Source organism: Streptomyces sp. NPDC056628 (genome assembly GCF_042792555.1).
GTDB lineage: Bacteria > Actinomycetota > Actinomycetes > Streptomycetales > Streptomycetaceae > Streptomyces.
In genome coordinates this window covers 38,579-59,243 of the sequence record NZ_JBHTWG010000007.1, presented here as the reverse complement: position 1 = coordinate 59,243, position 20,665 = coordinate 38,579, and the positions used below count along the sequence as shown (strand labels likewise).

Below are 20,665 nucleotides of genomic sequence, written 5' to 3'. Positions count from 1 at the left end.
TCCTCGCAGCCGTTCGACCCGCGCGGGGTACGGACAACCGGCGGGTATGACGGCTCATAGTGGAGGAGGGGGAGCCCTGGGGAAAGGGTTTCCGCCGGTAACCCCTACGGTCGCCACGGGACCCGCACAGCACTGTGCCCGGTGCCCGGCCGACTGGTTTCGGCGGGGCACCGGGCACAGTCCCGGGGTCCGGAGGCGTGTCGTCGGCCTCCGACGGCCCGTCACTCCTCGATCGTCAGGCCCTTTCTGAGCCGGACCAGCGTCCGCGACAGCAGGCGTGAGACGTGCATCTGGGAGATGCCGAGTTCCTCGCCGATCTCGGACTGGGTCATGCCGGCGACGAACCGCAGGGACAGGATCGTACGGTCGCGCGGCGGGAGTTCGGCGATGAGCGGCTTGAGGGAGGCGACGTACTCGATGCCCTCGATGCCGTTGTCCTCGTAGCCGATCCGGTCGGCCAGCGCGCCCTCGGCGTCGTCGTCCTCGGGCTGGGCGTCCAGCGAGGAGGCGGTGTAGGCGTTCGACGCGGCCATGCCCTCGACGACCTCGTCACGGGTGAGACCGAGGCGCTCGGCGAGCTCGGCCACCGTGGGGGCGCGGTCGAGCTTCTGGGCGAGTTCGTCGCCGGCCTTGGCCAGGTCGAGCCGGAGCTCCTGGAGGCGGCGCGGCACTCGCACGGACCACGAGGTGTCACGGAAGAAGCGCTTGATCTCGCCGATGATGGTCGGCATCGCGAAGGTGGGGAACTCCACTCCGCGGCTGAGCTCGAAACGGTCGATCGCCTTGATCAGGCCGATCGTGCCGACCTGGATGATGTCCTCCATCGGCTCGCTGCGCGAGCGGAAGCGGGAGGCGGCGAACTTGACGAGGGCGAGGTTGAGTTCGACCAGCGTGTTGCGGACGTACGAGTAGTCGTGGGTGCCTTCCTCCAGCGACTCCAGCCGCTCGAAGAGGGTCTTGGACAGGGCCCGCGCGTCCACCGGCCCCACCTCGTCGTACGGGGGGATGTCCGGAAGCCCGGCGAGTGCGTCGTGCTGAGCGAAGTCCTGGCCGAGGGCCGGTTCGGCGGATGCGCCGCCGCGCTCGATGGGATCCGGGTTTTCCGGTCGGGGTGCCGACGTCGCGACGGGGGTATGCGATGCGTCGAGCCGGGGTGACATGATGTCCTCCATCGTTCTCGGCATATGGCTGCCGAAGCCGTTGCGTGCACTGCGGTGTGCGGCGCCTCCAAAGCCGGCCGAGTCGGTTGCGTGTCTCTACTAGCCCTATCGGCTTTGCAGAGCCCACCGCAAGTCCGCATTGTCCATAAATGTCCATTTGTGGGTGGATGTTCGGGTGTTGGAGGGCGTAGGGAAGGCGTAGTGTTCGACAGCGTCAGTCAGCAGCCACGACGTCGGGAGTGAGAGACGGCATGGACCGCGGGACGGTCGGCAGCGCACAGTCTGGCCGACTTCTGGTGGAGGTTCGCGAAGAGGGCTCCAGTGCCGTCGTGACCCCGGTGGGTGAGTTGGACCACCACACCGCAGATCTGTTGCGTGAGCCACTCGACGAGTGCCTCACGAAGGGTTTCAGCCGACTGGTGGTCGACTGTTCCCGGCTGGAGTTCTGCGACTCCACGGGCCTGAACGTGCTGCTCGGGGCGCGTCTGAAGGCGGAGGCCGCCGGCGGTGGGGTCCACCTGGCCGGAATGCAGCCCGTCGTCGCGCGCGTGTTCGAGATCACGGGGGCCGAGGCCGTCTTCACGGTCCACGACACCCTGGAGGCCGCCCTCGCCGACGGAACCGCCGGCTCCGGCTGACCCCTTGTGTCGCCCGCGCAACGGACGTCACATCTTTCGGCCGAAGAAGAGGGGTGTTCCGCCGCTCGGGTCGGGCAGGAGAGATCCTGGAACCGTCGGCTGTGACGTCGGCCACCGGCAGGGGCCGTGACCGGCGCACCGGGCAAGGGTCGTGTACTGGTGTACTGACTCTGCGTACAGATCCATTGAAGAATTGAACGTTTAACTGGTGAATCGGTGAGGTGAAGCGCTGATGAGCACCACCCGGCCTTTCTCGCCGGGCGACCGCGGCCCGGAGCCCAGCGGCGCTTCCGGGGCGTCCGGGGCCGCTGCTCCGGCGCCGGACGGCTCCGCGGAGGGCCCACCGGCCGTGGAGCCGTCCGCGGGGGCCCCCAGGGCTCCCCTGGTGCCCGTGGAGCCCGCGCAGCCGTCCGTGGCGCGTCAGGTCCGCACGCTGGACTTCACGGACCAGAGCGGCGTCGTCCCGCTCGCCCGTGACTTCGCCCGGCAGGCGCTGTACGCGTGGGGCTGGCTGCCGGCCCCCTCCGCCGACCGGCGGGCCGCCGCCGAGGACGTCCTGCTGGTGGTCTCCGAACTCGTCACCAACGCCTGCCTGCACGCCGAGGGTCCCGACGAACTGCTGATCGCCTACGACAACAAGGTGATCCGGGTCGAGGTGTCCGACAAGGGCACCGGCCAGCCCTCCCCCCGTACCCCGCACCGCGCGGGCCGCCCCGGCGGCCACGGCATGTTCATCGTGCAGCGCCTGTGCCTGGACTGGGGCGTCGTCCGCACCGCGGGGCAGGTCGGGAAGACCGTGTGGGCGGAGCTGGGCGCTCCGGCCTGACCCGTCCGGCCGCGGGAAGAATCGGTTTTCCCGTGGCCCTTCCGTTCCATCCCCTGCGGGTTCCCACGTTTCCGGCCTCCTTGCCTGCGCGCGGGCCGCCGCCGAAGCGCCCACGCGACCGACCTCGCGCCATCCGGGATCACCCCCTCCCTTCGGGGCACTCACGATCGCCGCAACTCCGGCGTGCGCCGTGTCTTCCTTCCTCGAGGCCCCCGGCGTACCTTGACGGCCGATCTGATACGCCGTCAGGAATGAGGGGACCGTGTCGAAGCAGAAGCGAACCGCCGCGCTCGCGACGGCCGCGGCCCTGGCCGGTTCGGCGGTGCTGCTGGCCGCCCCCGCGGCCCGGGCCGAGGTCGTCGACGTCGACTACGCCTGCAAGACGCCGATCGGCGACAAGAGCGCCGTCTCGCCCATCGACATCAAGGGCGTCCGCAGCGGTACCGGATACAAGATCACGATGTCGTGGCAGAAGGGCGTCTCGTCCAGCCCGGTCGAGCTCGGCAAGGGCGCGATGAGCCCGAGCGCGACCATCGAGGTGGGCGGCGCCGACAGCGGCACCCTGAACGTGACCGGCCCGGCCAACCAGGAAGCGATACCGGCCAACACCCCCATCAAGATCAGTGATCTGACGGGCACTTACACCCCGGGGAAGAGCGGCAGGGTCACCTTCACCGCGGGCGTGCTCACCATCAAGGCGCTCGGCACCACGACGACCTGCACCCCCACCAACGATCCGGGCCCCTCGCTCACCCTCGACGTGACGGCGGCGGGCGGCGGGGGAGCGGGCGGCACCTCCTCGTCCGGCGGCGACCCGGCGGCCGGCCTCCCGCGCACCGGTCCCGAGGACTCCGCGATCGCCCTCGGTACGCTCGGCGGCACCGTCCTCCTGGCGGGCGCGGCGGGCGCGCTGTGGCTGACGCGGCGGCACCGGCCGGCCGGCCGCTGACCGCTCGCCCGAGACGCCGGAGCCACCGATGCCGTCAGCCGTCCGCGTCCTGTGCCTGTCCCTGCTCGCGCTGACGGCGGCCGCCCCGCCGGCCGCCGCCGACGCGCCCTGGTCGGCCGTGCCCTCCGGCGGCGGACGTCCCTCCTTCTACGCCGAGGGCGCGCCCGGCACGGTCCTCGAGGACACGGTGTCCGTGACCAACCCGGGCGGGCGGCCGCTCACCGTCCGGCTGACCGGCGACGGCGTCCGGCTCGTCTTCGCCGAGCGGTCCGTCCGGGTGCCGGCCCGCACCCGCGCCGACGTCCCGTTCACCGTGACCGTCCCGGTCGCCGCCGCCCCCGGCGTCCGCTCCGGGGCGGTCGTCGCCCGGGACCGGGACGGCCATACCCGCACCGTCCCCCTCCGGCTGCGCGCGACCGGTCCGGAACTGACCGCGCTGACCGTCGAGCGGGTGGCCGTGGGCGCCGACGGCATCACGTACGAGCTGGTCAACCGGGGGACGGTCCCGCTCGCCCCGCGGCTGGAGGTCCGGGCCGACGGGCTCTTCGGGCGCCTCCTCGACCGAGGCCCCCGCGCCCTCGACGTCGACCTGCCGCCGGGCAGCCGTACGCGGCTCACCGAGCCGTGGCCCGGGCGGCCCGCGCTCGACGCCGTCGACGTGCGCCTGACGGTGACGGCGGCGGGCGGGGCGGGCGACACCGCGGGGACGTCGGCCCGGTTCGTGCCCCGGGGCGCGGTGACGGGGACGGCGGGGGCGCTGGCCGCGGGGGCCGCCCTGATCGCCGTACGACGACGGCGCGGACCGGAAAGGCAGGCCGAGCCGAGGGGAGCGCGCACATGAACGGCAGGGCGCGGTGGACGGTGCTGGTGGCGGTGCTCGCGCTGCTGCTGCCACCGGCGGCGGGGACGGCGTCGGCGGCGGACCGGCCCACGGTGCGGTTGTCCGCGTCCCAGGCGGGTACGGGCGGTTCGGTCACCGTCAGCGGCAGCGGCTGGCGGCCGCGCACCCTGCTGATGCTCCTCGTGTGCGGTCAGGCCGTACCGACGACCGGGGTGCGCGGCGGTACCAACTCCTGCGCCAACGCCGACGGCAGGGCCGTGACGACGGACGCCGAGGGGCGCTTCCGGCGGAAGCTGCCGGTGGCCGAGCCGCCGGTGCCGTGCCCCTGTGTGGTGCATGTGGCGACGGCGACCGGGCCGGGGGCCGAGGCCGACGCCGTCTTCCAGGTCGCCGGGCACGCCGTGGAGCCGCTGCCCGCCGAACCACTGGGCGGACGCCTGTCGGTGTTCACGGACACCCGGCTGGACGGCTCGGACGGCCTGCTGACCTGGTTCGGCGCCCCGGCGGAGCGCACGCTCGTCCTCACCGTCGGCAACGTGGGCGCCTCGCCGGTGCGCGACCCGGTCTTCCAGGTGGGGACCTCCCACGGGGTGTTCGCCCCGCGGTGGGAGGAGCAGCGGTGGCGCGGCACGGTCCGGCCCGGCGCGAAGGCCCGCATCGAGTTGCCGGTGGACCTCGCCGCCGGGGCGCACGGCGCCTACACGGTGTCCCTGAAGTACGGCGGCCGGGTGCTGGCCGAGCAGCCCTGGGACGTGGGCCGCCCGTGGGGCGTGACGCTGTTCTGGATCCTGGCGGCGGTCGTCGTGCCGGCCGCGGTGTTCCGCGCCGGGATGGCGCTCGTCGACCGGGTCCGGCCGCGGCGGACCGCCCCCGGGCCCCGGATACGCCTGCCCGGACCGACCCTGCGTCTCGTCGGCCTGAGGCCGCGTGAGCGGGCACGGCACTCCTCGCGCCCGTCCCCGGCCCTGCCGTGGTTCGCCCCGGACCGCGACCCCGGCGCACCACGTGACGACAGCCCCACGCGTCCTGCGACCCCCACCAGGAAGGGACCCCCGTGAGTGAGCCGAGGAGAGCCACCTCCCCCAGGACCCGAAGAGCGGGCGCGGCGGGCGCCGCCCTGATGCTCGGCGGTGCCGGCCTGCTGCTGGGCGTGTCCGCCGCCCCGGCGCAGGCGGCCGAGGTGTCGTACGCGACCGAGTGCGTACCGCCCCCGATCTCGGGGCTGCCACCGGTCCGGGGCACCACGACCGTGGCGGTCAGTGCGCCCGCGCGGGCCAGGACCGGCGACGAGGTCGAGATCGTCTGGACGTTCGTCCAGGCGGCGTCGGAGAATCCGGACATCCTCGACCTGGGCGAGGACACCGTCCAGCCGACGGGCACCCTGAAGGCGGCCGGCGCGCAGACGGCGGACGTCGTCCTGCGGGGCCCCCGGGAGAACCCGCCGATCCCCAAGGGCGGCGCCATGAAGCTGTCCGCGATGAAGGGCACCCTGAAACTGACCTCGCCCGGCGAGGTCACCCTGACCCCGGACGCGTACACCATCAACGTGGACAAGCCGATCTCGACGGACACCGTGTGCACCCCGAAGGAGCCGGTGCGGCCGGCGGCGACGATCACGGTGACCGACGGCGGCGCGGGCCCGGGCGGTACGACGGGCGGGGAACCCACGGACGACCCGACCGGGCCGACCGCCACCCCCACGGAGCCGCCGACTCCGACTCCCGGGGAGAGCGAACCGGGCGGCGGCAGCGGCGGGCCGGACACGGTCACCGGTGAGGAGGTCCAGGTCCCTTACGCGTGCAGGACGCCCATCGGGGACCGGAACGCCACCTCACCGGTCCGGATCGACGCCACGCGCGACGGCGGGAGCTTCGGCCTCACCGTCCGGTTCCGCGGTTCGGTGATGGACAGTCCCGCCGACATTCCCAAGGGCTCGGTGAAGCCGTCGATGGAGGTGGCCCTGGGCGGCGCCGACCGGGGCACGGTGCACGTCGAGGGGCCCGCGAACGCCGAGGACATCAAGGCCGGCGACCCGATCGAGGTCCCCGACCTGACGGGCACGTACCGGCCGGGCGCGAGCGGGCGCTCGACGCTGTCGCCGGGTGTGCTCACGGTGCGGGCCCTCGGCACGACGACGACCTGCACCCCGGAGAAGTCCCTGGTCTCCCTGACCCTGGACACCTCGGAGCAGGAGGGCGGGGCCTCCGGCGGCGGCGCGGCAGGGGGCGGCGCGGGCGGTGCGGTGGGAGGCACGGCGGGCGGCTCCGCCGTGACCGGCGGCCTCGCGGCGACCGGCGCGGACGAGCGGGGCACCCTGAAGGCGCTCGGACTGGTGGGGGGAACGCTCCTGCTGCTGGGGGGCGCGGTGTTCACCTTCCTTCCGGGGCGTCCGCGCTGACCACGGCGTCCGGGAACGCCGGAGGGCCACCGCGCGCGTGGCGTGCGGTGGCCCTCCGGGCGGACTCGGGGACGGGCGTCAGTTGACGCTGCCCATGAGCTCCTTGACCTTCTTGCGGTACATCCAGACCGCGAACCCGGCGATCACGGCGAGCGTGGCCTCCAGGGCGACGATGCCAGTCTTGTTCAGGTCGACGCCCGCGATGGAGAGCAGACCGGTGGTGGCGTCACCGGCGGTGACGGCCAGGAACCAGACACCCATCATCTGGGAGGCGTACTTGGCCGGGGCCATCTTCGTGGTGACCGACAGGCCGACCGGGGACACCATCAGCTCACCGACGGTCTGCACGAAGTAGATCGCCGCCAGCCACAGCGCGGCCGCCTTGTGGCCGCCGTCGGCGATCGACAGCGGGGCCAGGAAGAGGAAGAAGGACGCGCCGACCAGGATCAGGCCCAGGGCGAACTTCGACGCGGTGCTCGGCTCCTTGCCCCGCTTGGCCAGCGCGATCCACGCCCAGGCGAAGACCGGGGCCAGCGCCATGATCATGACCGGGTTGACCGACTGGTACCAGGAGACCGGGAAGCCCCAGCCGAAGACCGAGTTGTCGGCCGAGGACTCGGCGAACAGGGAGAGCGTCGAGCCACCCTGGTCGTAGATCATCCAGAACACGGCGGCGGCGACGAAGAACCAGATGTACGCGGTCAGCTTGGACTGCTCGCCGCGGTCGAGCTGCTTGTCGCGCTTCATCCGGCCGATGACCATGACGGGGATGATCAGACCGGCGAGGGTGATCGGGACCAGCAGCCAGTTCAGCGTGTAGACGCCGGAGAAGCCGACGATCGCGTAGAACACCAGGGCCACGGCGGCCCAGAAGCCGGCCTTGCGCAGGGTCGCGGCCTTCTGCTCGGCGGTCAGCGGCGTGGGGACGATGTCCGACCGGGAGTTCAGGTGGCGGCTGCCCAGCAGGAACTGGGCCAGACCCAGCGCCATGCCCAGCGCGGCGAGCGCGAAGCCCAGGTGCCAGTTGACGCTCTCACCGACGGTGCCGATGATCAGCGGGGCGGCGAAGGCGCCCAGGTTGATCCCGATGTAGAAGATCGTGAAGCCACCGTCGCGGCGCGGATCCTCCGGGCCGTTGTAGAGGTGGCCGACCATCGTCGAGATGTTGGCCTTGAGCAGGCCGGATCCGATCGCCACCAGCCCGAGGCCCGCGAAGAAGCTGCCGGACCAGGGGAGGGCCAGCGTCAGGTGGCCGAGCATGATCACGGCACCGGCCACGGCCACCGTCTTGCGCGGGCCGAGCACGCGGTCGGCGAACCAGCCGCCCGGCAGGGCGAGCAGGTAGACGAGCGAGAGGTAGACCGAGTAGATCGCCGTGGCCGTGGTGGCACTGAGGCCCAGGCCGGCCGGAGCGACGAGGTACAGCGGGAGCAGAGCCCTCATGCCGTAGTAGGAGAAGCGCTCCCACATCTCGGTCATGAAGAGGGTGGCCAGTCCGCGGGGGTGGCCGAAGAAGGTGTGATCGGAACCGGGCATTCCGGTGGGGGCCGAGTCCTTCGTCAGGCTGGACGCCATGGTCGTTCCTTGCTGTCGGGACGCGTATCGAATGGAGCGGTCACGCGCCCGGTGGGGGGCGGCCGGCACCGGCGGACGAAACCGTCGTCCCCACGTCCTCGGGGAGTCCGTCCGGATGAGGGACGGAAGACGGCGACCGCCGGGATCCACGCCCCCGCCATCGGAGGCCCGGCCACAGGTCATTGCCGTTACGGGGCCAAGGAGCGACCCCTACGCAAGAAGAGACCCCCGGCGTCAAGTGGCCGGAGGTCCCCGCAGTGCTACAGGCGTAGATTCACCATACGTCACGACACCGCCCCATATGGAAGGTCTTGAGACGCGAATCACAGGTTTCGACGCAACCGCGCACACCCATTCGAAGGTCCCTCCAGGGTCGCACCTTCCGGGCATGGTCTGTACCAGACGCCGGCGAAGGTAAGAAGCACGACGGAGAACGGTAAGAGGCAACGGGTTGATCCCGCCCCGGCGCCCGACGCGCGCGGACTACCATCAGCTCATGACCCGAGTACTGCTCGCCGAGGACGACGCGTCCATTTCGGAGCCGCTGGCCCGCGCACTGCGCCGGGAAGGGTACGAGGTCGAGGTCCGCGAGGACGGGCCCACCGCCCTCGACGCCGGGATGCAGGGCGGCATTGACCTCGTCGTGCTGGACCTCGGGCTGCCCGGCATGGACGGGCTCGAGGTGGCCCGCCGGCTGCGGGCCGACGGTCACGCCGTGCCCATCCTGATCCTGACCGCGCGCGCCGACGAGGTCGACACCGTCGTGGGGCTGGACGCGGGCGCCGACGACTACGTCACCAAGCCGTTCCGGCTCGCCGAGCTGCTCGCGCGCGTCCGGGCCCTGCTGCGGCGCGGCTCCGCCGAGCCCCAGCAGCCGCCCGCCACGCACGGCGTGCGGATCGACGTCGAGTCGCACCGGGCGTGGATGGGCGACGAGGAACTCCAGCTCACCGCCAAGGAGTTCGACCTGCTGCGGGTGCTGGTGCGCGACGCGGGCCGGGTGGTCACCCGCGACCAGCTCATGCGCGAGGTCTGGGACACCACCTGGTGGTCCTCGACCAAGACCCTGGACATGCACATCTCCTGGCTGCGTAAGAAGTTGGGCGACGACGCGGCGAACCCCCGCTACATCGCGACGGTGCGGGGCGTGGGTTTCCGTTTCGAGAAGAGCTGAGCCGCGGGCCCCGTACCGGTTCCCGAGCCCGACAGGTGAGTAACACGCCATGCGCCGCCGACTGATCCAGTCCACCCTCGCCGTCGTCCTCGTCGTGATCGCCGTGTTCGGGGTGTCCCTGGTGATCGTCGAGACCCGGACGATCACCAACACCGCGCAGGAGCGGGTGGACACCGAGGCGGTGCGGCTGGCCAGCATCGTCGACAGCCGGCTGCTCGGCGACGAGACCGTCGACGCCGCCGTGCTGCGCGATCAGATCCAGGGCGACCGCTACGCCGAGATCCGCATTCCCGGCAAGCCCGTGATCGAGGTCGGCGACCGGCCCGACGGGGACGTCATCAGCGCCCGCGAGCGGGGCGAGGAGGGCGAGACGGTCACCGTCCAGGAGCCGCGCTCCTCCGTGACCCGCGAGGTCGGCCGGACCCTGCTGATCATCGCCGCGGTGGCGCTGCTCGCGGTGATCGCGGCCGTCCTGCTCGCGGTGCGCCAGGCCAACCGGCTGGCCTCACCGCTCACCGACCTCGCCGAGACGGCGGAACGGCTCGGCTCGGGCGACCCCCGCCCCCGCCATAAGCGCTACGGCGTGCCGGAGCTGGACCGGGTCGCCGACGTACTGGACTCCTCCGCCGAGCGCATCGCGCGGATGCTGACGGCGGAGCGGCGCCTGGCCGCCGACGCCTCGCACCAGCTGCGCACCCCGCTGACCGCGCTGTCCATGCGGCTGGAGGAGATCACCCTCACCGACGACCCCGACACGGTGAAGGACGAGGCGACCATCGCGCTGACGCAGGTGGAGCGGCTGACGGACGTCGTGGAGCGGCTGCTGACCAACTCGCGGGATCCCCGCAGCGGCTCCGCGGTCACCTTCGACCTCGACGAGGTGATCCAGCAGCAGCTCGCGGAGTGGCGCCCGGCGTACCGCAGCGCGGGCCGGGCCATCGTCAGCTCGGGCAAACGGCACCTGACGGCGGTCGGCACCCCGGGCGCGGTCGCGCAGGTGCTGGCCGCCCTGATCGAGAACTCGCTCATGCACGGCGGGGGCACGGTGGCGCTGCGCACCCGGGTCACCGGCAACCAGGCGGTCATCGAGGTCACGGACGAGGGGCCCGGCATCCCGGCCGACCTGGGGGCCCGCATCTTCGAGCGCGCCATCAGCGGCCGCAACTCCACCGGGATCGGCCTGGCGGTCGCCCGCGACCTCGCCGAGGCGGACGGGGGCAGGCTGGAGATGCTGCAGACGAACCCGCCGGTCTTCGGCCTGTTCCTGTCCCGCACGGCCCCGCCGAAGAAGTCGTCCGGGGACACGGAGCCCATGGTCCGCTAGGGCGTGTTCCGCGAGGTGCCCCGGAGGGTCCGGTGGGCGGTCAGCCCACCCGCTGGCGGGTGGCCTTGTCCGAGCCGCGGCGGGACTCCAGGAACGATTCCCCACCGGCCACCGGGTCCTTCTGCACCGGCAGCGCACGGAACACCCACGTGCGGTAGGACCAGAAGCGGAACAGCGTCGCGACGCCGATGCCGAGGAACTTGAAGATGTTGCTCTGCAGCGGGCTGTCCCAGCCGAACCCGTAGGTCGCCGTGTAGAGCACCCCGTTCTCGATGACCAGGCCCGCCGCGCTGAACAGCAGGAACAGGGTCATCTCCTTGGTGCGCCGGCCCTTGTCGCGGTCGCGGTAGGTGAAGTAGCGGAAGCCGAGGTAGTTGAAGATGATCGCCACGACGGTCGCGATGACGCTCGCCCGCACCACCTGCAGGTCGGTGACCTGCCGTACGAGGTTGAACACGAGCAGGTTGACCAGCAGCCCCACCCCGCCCACCGCGCCGAACTTGGCGACCTCGCGGACCAGCCGGTCCAGGCGCCGCCGCACCGTACCGCGCGCCGCGGGTGCCTCCTGAAGCCCCGAGGAACCACGTTCCATGGTCGTGAAGGCTCCTGTCGGTCGGTGGTCGTCAACTCCGCCATGCTAACCAGCCCTCTCGGTGATCGCCCGCGCGTGGCGTCCAGGGTCGGGAAGAGCCCTGGAAAAGTCCGGTAAGAGGGGTGCCCGGCGGGGCCGATACCCTAGGAGCGTGACGTTCCCGGTAGTCGGCATGGTCGGCGGGGGTCAGCTCGCTCGTATGACACACGAGGCGGGCATCCCGCTCGGCATCAGGTTCAAGCTCCTCAGTGACACCCCTCAGGATTCCGCGGCGCAGGTCGTCGGTGATGTCGTCGTAGGCGACTACCGCGACCTCGACACGCTGCGCGCGTTCGCGCAAGGGTGCGATGTGATCACCTTCGATCACGAACATGTACCCACCGAGCACCTCAGGGCCCTGGAGGCGGACGGCATCCCCGTGCGCCCCGGCCCCGACGCGCTCGTGCACGCCCAGGACAAGGGCGTGATGCGGGCGAGGCTCGATGCGATCGGGGTGCCCTGCCCCCGGCACCGCATCGTGAGCGACCCGCAAGACGTCGCCGCGTTCGCCGCCGAGGGGGACGGCTTCCCGGTCGTCCTGAAGACGGTGCGCGGCGGCTACGACGGCAAGGGCGTCTGGGTCGTCGACTCCGTCGAGGAGGCCGCCGAGCCGTTCCGTGCCGGCGTCCCGGTCCTCGCCGAGGAGAAGGTCGACTACGTCCGCGAGCTCGCCGCCAACGTCGTGCGCTCCCCGCACGGCCAGGCCGTCGCCTACCCGGTCGTCGAGTCCCGGCAGGTGAACGGCGTCTGCGACACCGTCATCGCCCCGGCCCCCGGCCTGGAGGAGACCCTCGCCCTGCAGGCCGAGGAGATGGCGCTGCGGATCGCGAAGGAACTCGGCGTCGTCGGCCACCTCGCCGTCGAGCTGTTCCAGACCCGCGACGGCCGCATCCTCGTCAACGAACTCGCGATGCGCCCGCACAACTCCGGGCACTGGAGCCAGGACGGCGCGATCACCAGCCAGTTCGCCAACCACGTCCGGGCCGTCCTCGACCTCCCCCTCGGCGACCCGCGCCCCCGCGCCACGTGGACCGTCATGGTCAACGTCCTCGGCGGCGACTACCCGGACATGTACTCCGCGTACCTGCACTGCATGGCCCGCGACCCCCAGCTCAAGATCCACATGTACGGCAAGGACGTGAAGCCCGGCCGCAAGGTCGGTCACGTGAACACCTACGGCGACGACCTCGACGACGTGCTGGAACGCGCTCGTCACGCTGCCGGCTACCTGAGAGGCACGATCACCGAATGAGCCCCGTTGTTGGCATCGTGATGGGGTCGGACAGCGACTGGCCCGTCATGGAGGCCGCCGCCAAGGCCCTCGACGAGTTCGAGATCGCCTACGAGGTCGACGTCGTCTCCGCGCACCGCATGCCCCGCGAGATGATCACCTACGGCGAGCACGCGGCCGAGCGCGGACTGAAGGTGATCATCGCCGGCGCCGGCGGCGCCGCCCACCTGCCGGGCATGCTCGCCTCCGTCACCCCGCTGCCCGTCATCGGCGTCCCCGTCCCGCTGAAGTACCTCGACGGCATGGACTCCCTGCTGTCCATCGTGCAGATGCCGGCCGGCGTGCCCGTCGCCACCGTCTCCGTCGCCGGTGCCCGCAACGCCGGTCTGCTCGCCGCCCGGATCCTCGCCGCGCACGACGAGGAGCTGCTGCAGCGGATGAGCGAGTTCCAGCAGGAGCTGAACGACCAGGCGACCGAGAAGGGCAAGCGGCTGCGGGCCAAGGTCGAGGGCGCGGCCGGCTTCGGCTTCGGTGCCGGGAAGTGACGCCGGTGACCTCCCTGGAGACCGCCCGGGACCTGCTGCGCGAGTTCCCGGTCGTCGACGGCCACAACGACCTGCCGTGGGCGCTGCGCGAACAGGTGCGCTACGACATAGCGGCCCGCGACATCGCCGCCGACCAGAGCGCCCACCTGCACACCGACATCCCGCGCCTGCGCGCCGGGGGTGTGGGCGCCCAGTTCTGGTCGGTGTACGTCCGCTCGGACTACGCCGGCGACCAGGCGGTCAGCGCCACCCTGGAACAGATCGACTGCGTACGGCAGCTGCTGGCGCGCTACCCGGCCGACCTGCGCCCGGCGCTGACGGCCGCCGACATGGAGGCGGCCCGCGCCGAGGGCCGTATCGCCTCCCTGATGGGCGCCGAGGGCGGCCACTCGATCGCGGAGTCCCTGGCGACGCTGCGGGCGCTGTACGCGCTCGGCGTCCGTTATATGACGCTCACGCACAACGACAACATCGCGTGGGCCGACTCGGCGACCGACGAGCCCGGCGTGGGCGGCCTGTCCGCCTTCGGGCGCGAGGTCGTGCGGGAGATGAACCGCGAGGGCATGCTGGTGGACCTCTCGCACGTGGCGGCCACGACGATGCGCGACGCGCTCGACACCACCGCCGCCCCGGTGATCTTCTCCCACTCCTCGTCCCGCGCGGTCTGCGACCACCCGCGCAACATCCCCGACGACGTGCTGGAACGCCTCCCCGCCAACGGCGGCGTCGCGATGGTCACGTTCGTGCCGAAGTTCGTCCTCCAGGCGGCCGTCGACTGGACCGCCGCGGCCGACGAGAACATGCGGGCCCACGGCTTCCACCACCTCGACACCACCGCCGAGGCGATGAAGGTGCACCGCGCCTTCGAGGACGGCAACCCGCGTCCGGTCGCCACCGTGGCCACGGTCGCCGACCACCTCGACCACATGCGCGAGGTCGCCGGGATCGACCACCTCGGGATCGGCGGCGACTACGACGGCACCGCGTTCACGCCCGACGGCCTGAACGACGTCACCGGCTACCCGAACCTGATCGCCGAACTGCTGGACCGCGGCTGGTCGAGGACCGACCTGGCCAAGCTGACGTGGCGCAACGCCGTCCGGGTGCTCGGCGCGGCCGAGGACGTCGCCCGCGACCTCCAGGCCACCCGCGGACCGTCCAACGCCACCCTCGCGGAGCTGGACGCCTGACCAGCGGGGGTGGGCGGGGCCGGCCGCGCCCCGCCTACCCCCGAACGCCCTACTCACCGAGAAGCCCCCGCGCCCGCGTGCGACGGTGAACCGTACTACCGCTGATCAGGACGCCGATCCCGTACGGAGACCGCCATGGCAGAGCTCAAGTACGACGCCGGGGCCGAGGCCGGCGCGACGGACGATCTGCCCGCACCGCTCACCGAGGAAGGTCCCGGACCGGTCCAGGACCCCGCCGCGGCCGACCTGCTCACGCACGCCCGCGCCCTGCTCGACGCCCACCCCGTCGCCGACGGATACAGCGGCCTGTCCCGGGCGCTCCGCCGGCTGTCCTGGTTCGATCTCGAACTCGGCGAGAGCGCCGTCGACACCGATGTGCCGCGCCTGCGCGAGGGCCGCGTCGGCGCGCTGTTCTGGGCGCTGCACCTGCCGGACGGCCTGAGCGGCGACCGGGCCGTCGGCGCCGCCCTGGACCAGCTCGACCTCGTCAAGACCGTCGTCCGCGCCCACCCGGACGGCCTGCGCCTGGCCTGCGCCCCCGGCCCGGTCACCGACGTCCGGCACAGCGGCCGCACCGCCGTCCTGCCCGGACCCGCCGGGGCCGTCGCCCTCGGCGACTCCCTCGGCATCCTGCGCTCCCTGCACGGCCTCGGGCTGCGCGCTCTGACGCTCACCGGGGTCTCCTGGGCCTCCGAGGCGGGGCTCAGCCGGTTCGGCGAGGAGGTCCTGCGCGAGATGAACCGGCTCGGCGTGCTGGCCGACCTCTCCGGCGCCGCCCCCGACACCGTCCGCCGGGCCTGCGCGGTCTCCAAGGCACCCGTGCTCTGCACGCGCTCCGCGGCCCGTGCCCTGCGCCCGCACGCCGCCAACCTCCCCGACGACCTGCTGGCCGCGCTCGGCGCCGCCAAGGGGCTGTGCATGGTGCCGCTCACCGCCGAGCAGACCGGCCCGTCCGTCCGGGACGTCGCCGACCACCTCGACCATGTGCGCGCGCTGGCGGGGGCGGACTGCGTCGGCCTGTCCGGCACGTACGACGCGGGCACCGCCCACCCCCAGGACCTGGCCGATGTCTCCGGCTACCCGCGGCTCGTCGCCGAGTTGCTGCGCCGCGACTGGTCCGAGACCGACATCGCCCTGCTGACCTGGGGGAACGTCCAACGGGTCCTGCGCGAGGCCGACTTCGCCGCCCGCGAGGCACAGCGCCGCCGGGAACCCTCGACGGCCGCGATCACCGACCTGGACGGCTGACCGCCGCCCGGCTCATCCCTCCTCGATCCTGCACAGGCAGAACGGATGGCCCACCGGGTCGGCGTACACCCGGAAGCCCTCCTCGTCCTGGGCCTGGAGCAGCCGCGCGCCCAGCTTCAGCACCTTCTCCTGCGCCGCGTCGACCTCCTCCCAGGTGGACCCGGCGTCGAAGTCGAGGTGGAACTGCTGGGAGTCGTGGTCCGCCCGCGGCCAGTCCGGCGGGGCGTACCCGGGCGCCCGCTGGAAGGCCAGCCGCGGCCCGTCCGGGAGCCGCAGCACGACCCAGTCCGGGTCCTCGTCCTCGGGGGTGCCGCCGCCGACGCCCGCGTAGAAGCGGGCCAGTGCGCGCGGATCGGGGCAGTCGACGACGACGGAACGCAGACGCGCCGCGGGTGCCATGGAGTCCTCCTCGTCTAGCCGGCACAGAGGCAGAACGGGTGCCCCGCCGGGTCCGCGTAAACCCGGAAGGTCCGCTCGCGGTCGTCGGCCTCCAGCGGCCGCGCGCCCAGCTCCAGCACCGCCTTCTCGGCCGTGTCCAAGTCCTCGACGGTCAGGTCCAGATGGAACTGCTGCGAGTGTTCCGGCGAGGGCCACCGCGGCGGTACGTAGCCGGGCGCGGCCTGGAAGGCCAGCGTCGGCCCACCGGGCACCTTCACGTCCACCCAGTCGCCCTCGTCCACGATCGTGCCGTCCAGCACCCTGGCGTAGAACTCCGCGAGCGCGCGCGGGTCGGGACAGTCCAGGACGACGGAGCCCACTTCGGCGATGGCCATGACTTCCTCCTCGAAGCCTCGGGGTTACCGGCAGACCGGGTCAACCGGTAACGGCGTTACCTCATGCTCCCGTACAGGAGGTAACGTCGCAAGGGGATGGACGAGAAGCGGAGACAGCGGCAGCCATGAGTGACAGATCGCCCGCGCCCGGTGCCCTGGAACTGGTCCAGGCCCTGGTGAACACGCTGGACCTGGAGTCCGGCGCCGACGCGCTCGACACGGCGGAGGGCAGGGCGCGCTTCGGGCTGGGCGAGCCGGACCTGTCCGCCGCGCGCGATCTGCGCGAGTCCCTGCGCGTGACCCTCCTGGCCCACGCCGGCCACCCGCCGCACCGCACGGTCACCCCGCTCGGCGACCTGCTCGCCGCCGCCCCCCTCGTCGTGGCCGTCGAGCCCGCCGACGGCTCGGCGGCTCTCACCCCCGCCGGCACCGCCCCCCTGCTCTCCCGGGTCGCCGCCGCCGTCGCCCAGAGCCTCGTCGACGGCACCTGGATGCGCCTCAAGGCCTGCGAGGCGGCCGACTGCCACTGGGCGTACTACGACCGCAGTCCGGCCGGCCGCGGCCGCTGGTGCTCGATGCAGGTGTGCGGAGCACGCGCCAAGATGCGCCGGTACCGGGCGAAATGAGCCACCTGACGCACCATTTGGAAAGGTTGTTGAAGATTCATTCGGCAATGCGCGGTGGTGTGCGGCAGAATGCGAAGGACGCCGTTTCGGCCGACTGAGCCTCGGCCGAAACGGCGTCCTTGGTACCGCGGTGGAGAGGTGGCTAGGCCGTGGGCCGGCCCATCGCCCGGTACGTCCAGCCCGCATCCCGCCACAGCTCCGGGTCAAGGGCGTTGCGGCCGTCCAGGATCAGACGCACCGCCGCCGCCTCGCCCAGCTCCCGCGGGTCCAACTCACGGAACTCCCGCCACTCCGTCAGATGCAGCACCACGTCCGCACCCCGCACCGCCTCGATCGCGCTGTCCGCGTAGCCGAGCGTCGGGAACAGCCGCCGGGCGTTCGCCATGCCCTTCGGGTCGTACACCGTCACCTGGCCGCCCTGCAGATGGATCTGCCCGGCGACGTTCAGCGCCGGCGAGTCCCGCACGTCGTCCGAGTCCGGCTTGAACGTGGCGCCCAGCACGGCCACCCGCTTGCCCAGGAACGGCCCGCCGCCCAGCGCCTGACGCGCCAGCTCCACCATCTGACCGCGCTGCCGCATGTTGATCGAGTCGATCTCGCGCAGGAACGTCAGCGCCTGGTCCGCGCCCAGTTCACCCGCGCGCGCCATGAACGCCCGGATGTCCTTCGGCAGACAGCCGCCCCCGAACCCGATGCCCGCCCGCAGGAACTTCCGGCCGATCCGGTCGTCGTGCCCGATGGCCTCCGCCAGCTTCGCGACATCGCCGCCGGCCGCCTCGCACACCTCCGCCATCGCGTTGATGAAGGAGATCTTCGTGGCGAGGAACGAGTTCGCCGAGGTCTTCACCAGCTCCGCCGTCGGGAAGTCCGTGACCACGAAGGGGGAGCCGTCCGCGATCGGCGTCGCGTACACCTCGCGCAGCAGCTTCTCCGCCCGCTCGCTGCGCACCCCCACCACGACCCGGTCCGGGTGCAGGGTGTCCTGCACGGCGAAGCCCTCCCGCAGGAACTCCGGGTTCCAGGCCAGCTCCACCTCGCCCCCGCCGGGCGCCAGCTCCTGCAGCCGCGCCGCCAGCCGGTCCGCGCTGCCCACCGGCACCGTCGACTTGCCCACGACCAGGCACGGCCTGCTCAGATGCTTGGCGAGCGATTCGACCGCCGCGTCGACGTACGACATGTCGCAGGCGTACTCGCCGTGCTTCTGGGGCGTGTTCACGCAGACGAAGTGCACATCGCCGAACTCGGCGACCTCCGCCCAGTCCATCGTGAACCGCAGCCGCCCCGTCGAGCCCTCGATCCCCGCGACGTGCTTGCGCAGCAGGTCCTCCAGGCCCGGCTCGAACATCGGCACCTCGCCGCGCCCCAGCATCTCGACCTTCTCCGGCACCACGTCCAGACCCAGCACCTCGAACCCGAGCTCGGCCATGGCCGCGGCGTGCGTGGCGCCGAGATAGCCGGTGCCGATCACGGTGATCTTGAGGGCCATGGGGGGACTCCAGGGGTGAGGGCGGGCGATGCGCGCCCGAGCATAGTCAACGGGCCCGGCGGGCAGTCTCCCCGCTGTCGCCAAGCTCACGTATCAGTCCCGTGGGGCGGCCTCTAAAATTTGAGTTACTTAACGGTAATTAGCGTCGGCATCACCCTTGCCACACGAGCGTCCCTGGAGCGTGAGAGACCTTGGCCGGATCGGCTGACTTCGACCTGTACCGCCCGACCGAGGAGCACGACATGCTCCGCGACGCGATCCGCTCGCTGGCCGAGGCGAAGATCGCGCCGCACGCCACGGCGGTGGACGAGGAGGCGCGCTTCCCGCAGGAGGCACACGACGCCCTCGTGGCCAACGACCTGCACGCCGTGCACGTCCCCGAGGAGTACGGCGGCGCGGGCGCCGACGCCCTCGCCACGGTCATCGTGATCGAGGAGGTGGCCCGCGTCTGCGCGTCCTCCTCCCTCATCCCCGCCGTGAACAAGCTCGGCTCGCTGCCGGTCATCCTCTCCGGCTCCGAGGAGCTGAAGAAGAAGTACATAACCTCGCTCGCCAAGGGCGACGGCATGTTCTCCTACTGCCTCTCCGAGCCCGACGCGGGCTCCGACGCGGCCGGCATGAAGACCAAGGCCGTCCGCGACGGCGACCACTGGATCCTCAACGGCGTCAAGCGCTGGATCACCAACGCCGGTGTCTCCGAGTTCTACACCGTCATGGCGGTCACCGACCCGACCAAGCGCTCCAAGGGCATCAGCGCCTTCGTCGTCGAGAAGTCCGACGAGGGCGTCTCCTTCGGCGCCCCCGAGAAGAAGCTCGGCATCAAGGGCTCCCCGACCCGCGAGGTCTACCTCGACAACGTCCGCATCCCCGCCGACCGCATGATCGGCGAGGAGGGCACCGGCTTCGCCACCGCGATGAAGACGCTGGACCACACCCGCATCACCATCGCCGCCCAGGCTCTCGGCATCGCCCAGGGCGCCCTCGACTACGCCAAGGGCTACGTCCAGGAGCGCAAGCAGTTCGGCAAGGCCATCGCCGACTTCCAGGGCATCCAGTTCATGCTCGCCGACATGGCCATGAAGATCTCGGCCGCCCGCGCCCTGACCTACCAGGCCGCCGCCGCCTCCGAGCGCGGCGACGCCGACCTCACCTACCTCGGCGCCGCGGCCAAGTGCTTCGCCTCCGACGTCGCCATGGAGGTCACCACCGACGCCGTCCAACTCCTCGGCGGCTACGGCTACACCCGCGACTACCCGGTGGAGCGCATGATGCGTGACGCCAAGATCACCCAGATCTACGAGGGCACGAACCAGGTCCAGCGGATCGTGATGGCGCGCAACCTGCCGTGACCCGACGGGACTTGACGAGGAAGGGCGTCCGGGTGCCTCCGGGCGCCCTTCACTCGTTCGGACCCGTGGCGGTGAGGACGGTGGAGTGAGGGAGTGTGCACCGTATGGGCGTTCTGCCGGGAATTGACGGCGTCCGTCCGATGGCGCCCCACTCCGGGCGGGCGTAGGACGGAAGGGCACGGGGCCCGCCCCGGGCTCCCGCGTCCCCAGGAGGAGTCATGACCCAGCCCGGAACCATGCCCGCGATGACCAAGGAGATGCAGGACTGCATCGACGCCTGCATGACGTGCCACAGCATCTGCGAGGAGACCATGAGCTCCTGCATGCAGATGGACGGCCAGGGCCAGATGCAGATCATGCGGGCGCTGATGGACTGCGCCGAGACGACCCGCATGTGCGCCGACATGATGATGCGCCGCTCGCCCATGTCGGCGGACATGTGCGCGATGTGCGCCAAGGCGTGCGAGATGTGCGCGGAGGCGTGCATGTCCATGCCGAACGATCCGCAGATGATGCGCTGCGCCGAGGCGTGTCGCCGCTGCGCCGCGACCTGCCGCTCGATGGCCGGCGCCACGATGTAGCACCCCCCGGCAGACGTGGGGGGGGGGGGCCCCCCGGGGGCCCCCCCCCCCCGCGCGGGGGGAAAAAACAAAAACCACCACACCACCAAGGAGAAAGGAGGAGGGGGGGGGGGTGGTGTT

Annotated in this window: 21 protein-coding genes; 15 read left to right on the top strand and 6 right to left on the bottom strand. The window is 72.0% G+C overall.

Going from position 1 to position 20,665, the window contains the following annotated elements; translation table 11 throughout:
- Positions 1–221: 221 nt before the first annotated feature.
- Complete coding sequence (locus tag ACFRAC_RS12200) at positions 222–1,172, bottom strand: RNA polymerase sigma factor SigF (protein ID WP_382923805.1); 951 nt, start codon at positions 1,170–1,172, stop codon at positions 222–224.
- 239 nt (positions 1,173–1,411) lie between these two features.
- Here ACFRAC_RS12200 and ACFRAC_RS12195 point away from each other — a divergent pair, with 239 nt between their 5' ends.
- The 6 genes from ACFRAC_RS12195 (at position 1,412) to ACFRAC_RS12170 (ending at position 6,812) form a co-directional block, all read left to right on the top strand.
- Positions 1,412–1,798 carry an STAS domain-containing protein gene (locus tag ACFRAC_RS12195; protein ID WP_382923804.1) on the top strand — a complete coding sequence of 129 codons (387 nt, stop codon included), beginning with the start codon at positions 1,412–1,414 and terminating at the stop codon, positions 1,796–1,798.
- Positions 1,799–2,030: 232 nt separating this feature from the next.
- A complete protein-coding gene (locus ACFRAC_RS12190) occupies positions 2,031–2,624 on the top strand; it encodes an ATP-binding protein (protein ID WP_382923803.1) in 594 nt (197 codons plus the stop codon).
- Between the two features lie 262 nt (positions 2,625–2,886).
- Positions 2,887–3,573 carry an LPXTG cell wall anchor domain-containing protein gene (locus ACFRAC_RS12185; RefSeq protein ID WP_382923802.1) on the top strand — a complete coding sequence of 229 codons (687 nt, stop codon included), beginning with the start codon at positions 2,887–2,889 and terminating at the stop codon, positions 3,571–3,573.
- A gap of 28 nt (positions 3,574–3,601) precedes the next feature.
- The gene (locus tag ACFRAC_RS12180; RefSeq protein ID WP_382923801.1) at positions 3,602–4,414 is read left to right on the top strand and encodes a hypothetical protein; all 813 of its coding nucleotides are present in this window, start codon (positions 3,602–3,604) and stop codon (positions 4,412–4,414) included.
- Complete coding sequence (locus ACFRAC_RS12175; protein WP_382923800.1) at positions 4,411–5,472, top strand: hypothetical protein; 1,062 nt, start codon at positions 4,411–4,413, stop codon at positions 5,470–5,472. Before ACFRAC_RS12180 ends, ACFRAC_RS12175 begins: the two co-directional genes overlap by 4 nt.
- 62 nt (positions 5,473–5,534) lie before the next feature.
- The gene (locus ACFRAC_RS12170) at positions 5,535–6,812 is read left to right on the top strand and encodes a hypothetical protein (protein ID WP_382923976.1); all 1,278 of its coding nucleotides are present in this window, start codon (positions 5,535–5,537) and stop codon (positions 6,810–6,812) included.
- A gap of 78 nt (positions 6,813–6,890) precedes the next feature.
- Here ACFRAC_RS12170 and ACFRAC_RS12165 read toward each other — a convergent pair whose 3' ends face one another.
- Positions 6,891–8,387: an oligopeptide:H+ symporter gene (locus ACFRAC_RS12165; protein WP_382923799.1), complete on the bottom strand. Its 1,497-nt coding sequence runs from the start codon at positions 8,385–8,387 to the stop codon at positions 6,891–6,893.
- 496 nt (positions 8,388–8,883) lie between these two features.
- Here ACFRAC_RS12165 and ACFRAC_RS12160 point away from each other — a divergent pair, with 496 nt between their 5' ends.
- Positions 8,884–9,561: a response regulator transcription factor gene (locus ACFRAC_RS12160; protein WP_055624243.1), complete on the top strand. Its 678-nt coding sequence runs from the start codon at positions 8,884–8,886 to the stop codon at positions 9,559–9,561.
- A 49-nt stretch (positions 9,562–9,610) separates the two neighbouring features.
- A complete protein-coding gene (locus tag ACFRAC_RS12155; RefSeq protein WP_382923798.1) occupies positions 9,611–10,885 on the top strand; it encodes an ATP-binding protein in 1,275 nt (424 codons plus the stop codon).
- 40 nt (positions 10,886–10,925) lie between these two features.
- On the opposite strand, the gene ACFRAC_RS12150 is transcribed toward ACFRAC_RS12155, so the two are convergent.
- Positions 10,926–11,477 carry a GtrA family protein gene (locus ACFRAC_RS12150; RefSeq protein ID WP_361340679.1) on the bottom strand — a complete coding sequence of 184 codons (552 nt, stop codon included), beginning with the start codon at positions 11,475–11,477 and terminating at the stop codon, positions 10,926–10,928.
- Positions 11,478–11,628: 151 nt separating this feature from the next.
- Here ACFRAC_RS12150 and ACFRAC_RS12145 point away from each other — a divergent pair, with 151 nt between their 5' ends.
- The 4 genes from ACFRAC_RS12145 (at position 11,629) to ACFRAC_RS12130 (ending at position 15,730) form a co-directional block, all read left to right on the top strand.
- Positions 11,629–12,768 carry a 5-(carboxyamino)imidazole ribonucleotide synthase gene (locus tag ACFRAC_RS12145; protein WP_382923797.1) on the top strand — a complete coding sequence of 380 codons (1,140 nt, stop codon included), beginning with the start codon at positions 11,629–11,631 and terminating at the stop codon, positions 12,766–12,768.
- Positions 12,765–13,292, top strand: a complete 528-nt coding sequence (gene purE, locus ACFRAC_RS12140; protein ID WP_361340673.1) for a 5-(carboxyamino)imidazole ribonucleotide mutase — start codon at positions 12,765–12,767, stop codon at positions 13,290–13,292. The genes ACFRAC_RS12145 and purE overlap by 4 nt, the downstream gene beginning before the upstream one ends.
- A 5-nt stretch (positions 13,293–13,297) precedes the next feature.
- A complete protein-coding gene (locus ACFRAC_RS12135) occupies positions 13,298–14,482 on the top strand; it encodes a dipeptidase (protein ID WP_382923796.1) in 1,185 nt (394 codons plus the stop codon).
- 135 nt (positions 14,483–14,617) lie between these two features.
- Complete coding sequence (locus ACFRAC_RS12130; protein WP_382923795.1) at positions 14,618–15,730, top strand: dipeptidase; 1,113 nt, start codon at positions 14,618–14,620, stop codon at positions 15,728–15,730.
- Between the two features lie 12 nt (positions 15,731–15,742).
- Here the strand turns inward: ACFRAC_RS12130 and ACFRAC_RS12125 are convergent, their stop codons facing one another.
- Positions 15,743–16,129 carry a VOC family protein gene (locus tag ACFRAC_RS12125; RefSeq protein WP_382923794.1) on the bottom strand — a complete coding sequence of 129 codons (387 nt, stop codon included), beginning with the start codon at positions 16,127–16,129 and terminating at the stop codon, positions 15,743–15,745.
- Between the two features lie 14 nt (positions 16,130–16,143).
- Positions 16,144–16,503: a VOC family protein gene (locus tag ACFRAC_RS12120; protein WP_382923793.1), complete on the bottom strand. Its 360-nt coding sequence runs from the start codon at positions 16,501–16,503 to the stop codon at positions 16,144–16,146.
- Between the two features lie 125 nt (positions 16,504–16,628).
- Between ACFRAC_RS12120 and ACFRAC_RS12115 the strand changes: the two genes are divergently transcribed.
- A complete protein-coding gene (locus ACFRAC_RS12115) occupies positions 16,629–17,129 on the top strand; it encodes a CGNR zinc finger domain-containing protein (protein ID WP_382923792.1) in 501 nt (166 codons plus the stop codon).
- Between the two features lie 142 nt (positions 17,130–17,271).
- Here the strand turns inward: ACFRAC_RS12115 and ACFRAC_RS12110 are convergent, their stop codons facing one another.
- A complete protein-coding gene (locus tag ACFRAC_RS12110) occupies positions 17,272–18,615 on the bottom strand; it encodes a UDP-glucose dehydrogenase family protein (protein WP_382923791.1) in 1,344 nt (447 codons plus the stop codon).
- Between the two features lie 191 nt (positions 18,616–18,806).
- Here ACFRAC_RS12110 and ACFRAC_RS12105 point away from each other — a divergent pair, with 191 nt between their 5' ends.
- On the top strand, positions 18,807–19,964 hold the full coding sequence (locus ACFRAC_RS12105) for an acyl-CoA dehydrogenase family protein (RefSeq protein WP_382923790.1): 1,158 nt from the start codon (positions 18,807–18,809) through the stop codon (positions 19,962–19,964).
- Positions 19,965–20,182: 218 nt separating this feature from the next.
- Complete coding sequence (locus ACFRAC_RS12100; protein WP_382923789.1) at positions 20,183–20,545, top strand: four-helix bundle copper-binding protein; 363 nt, start codon at positions 20,183–20,185, stop codon at positions 20,543–20,545.
- Positions 20,546–20,665: the final 120 nt, after the last annotated feature.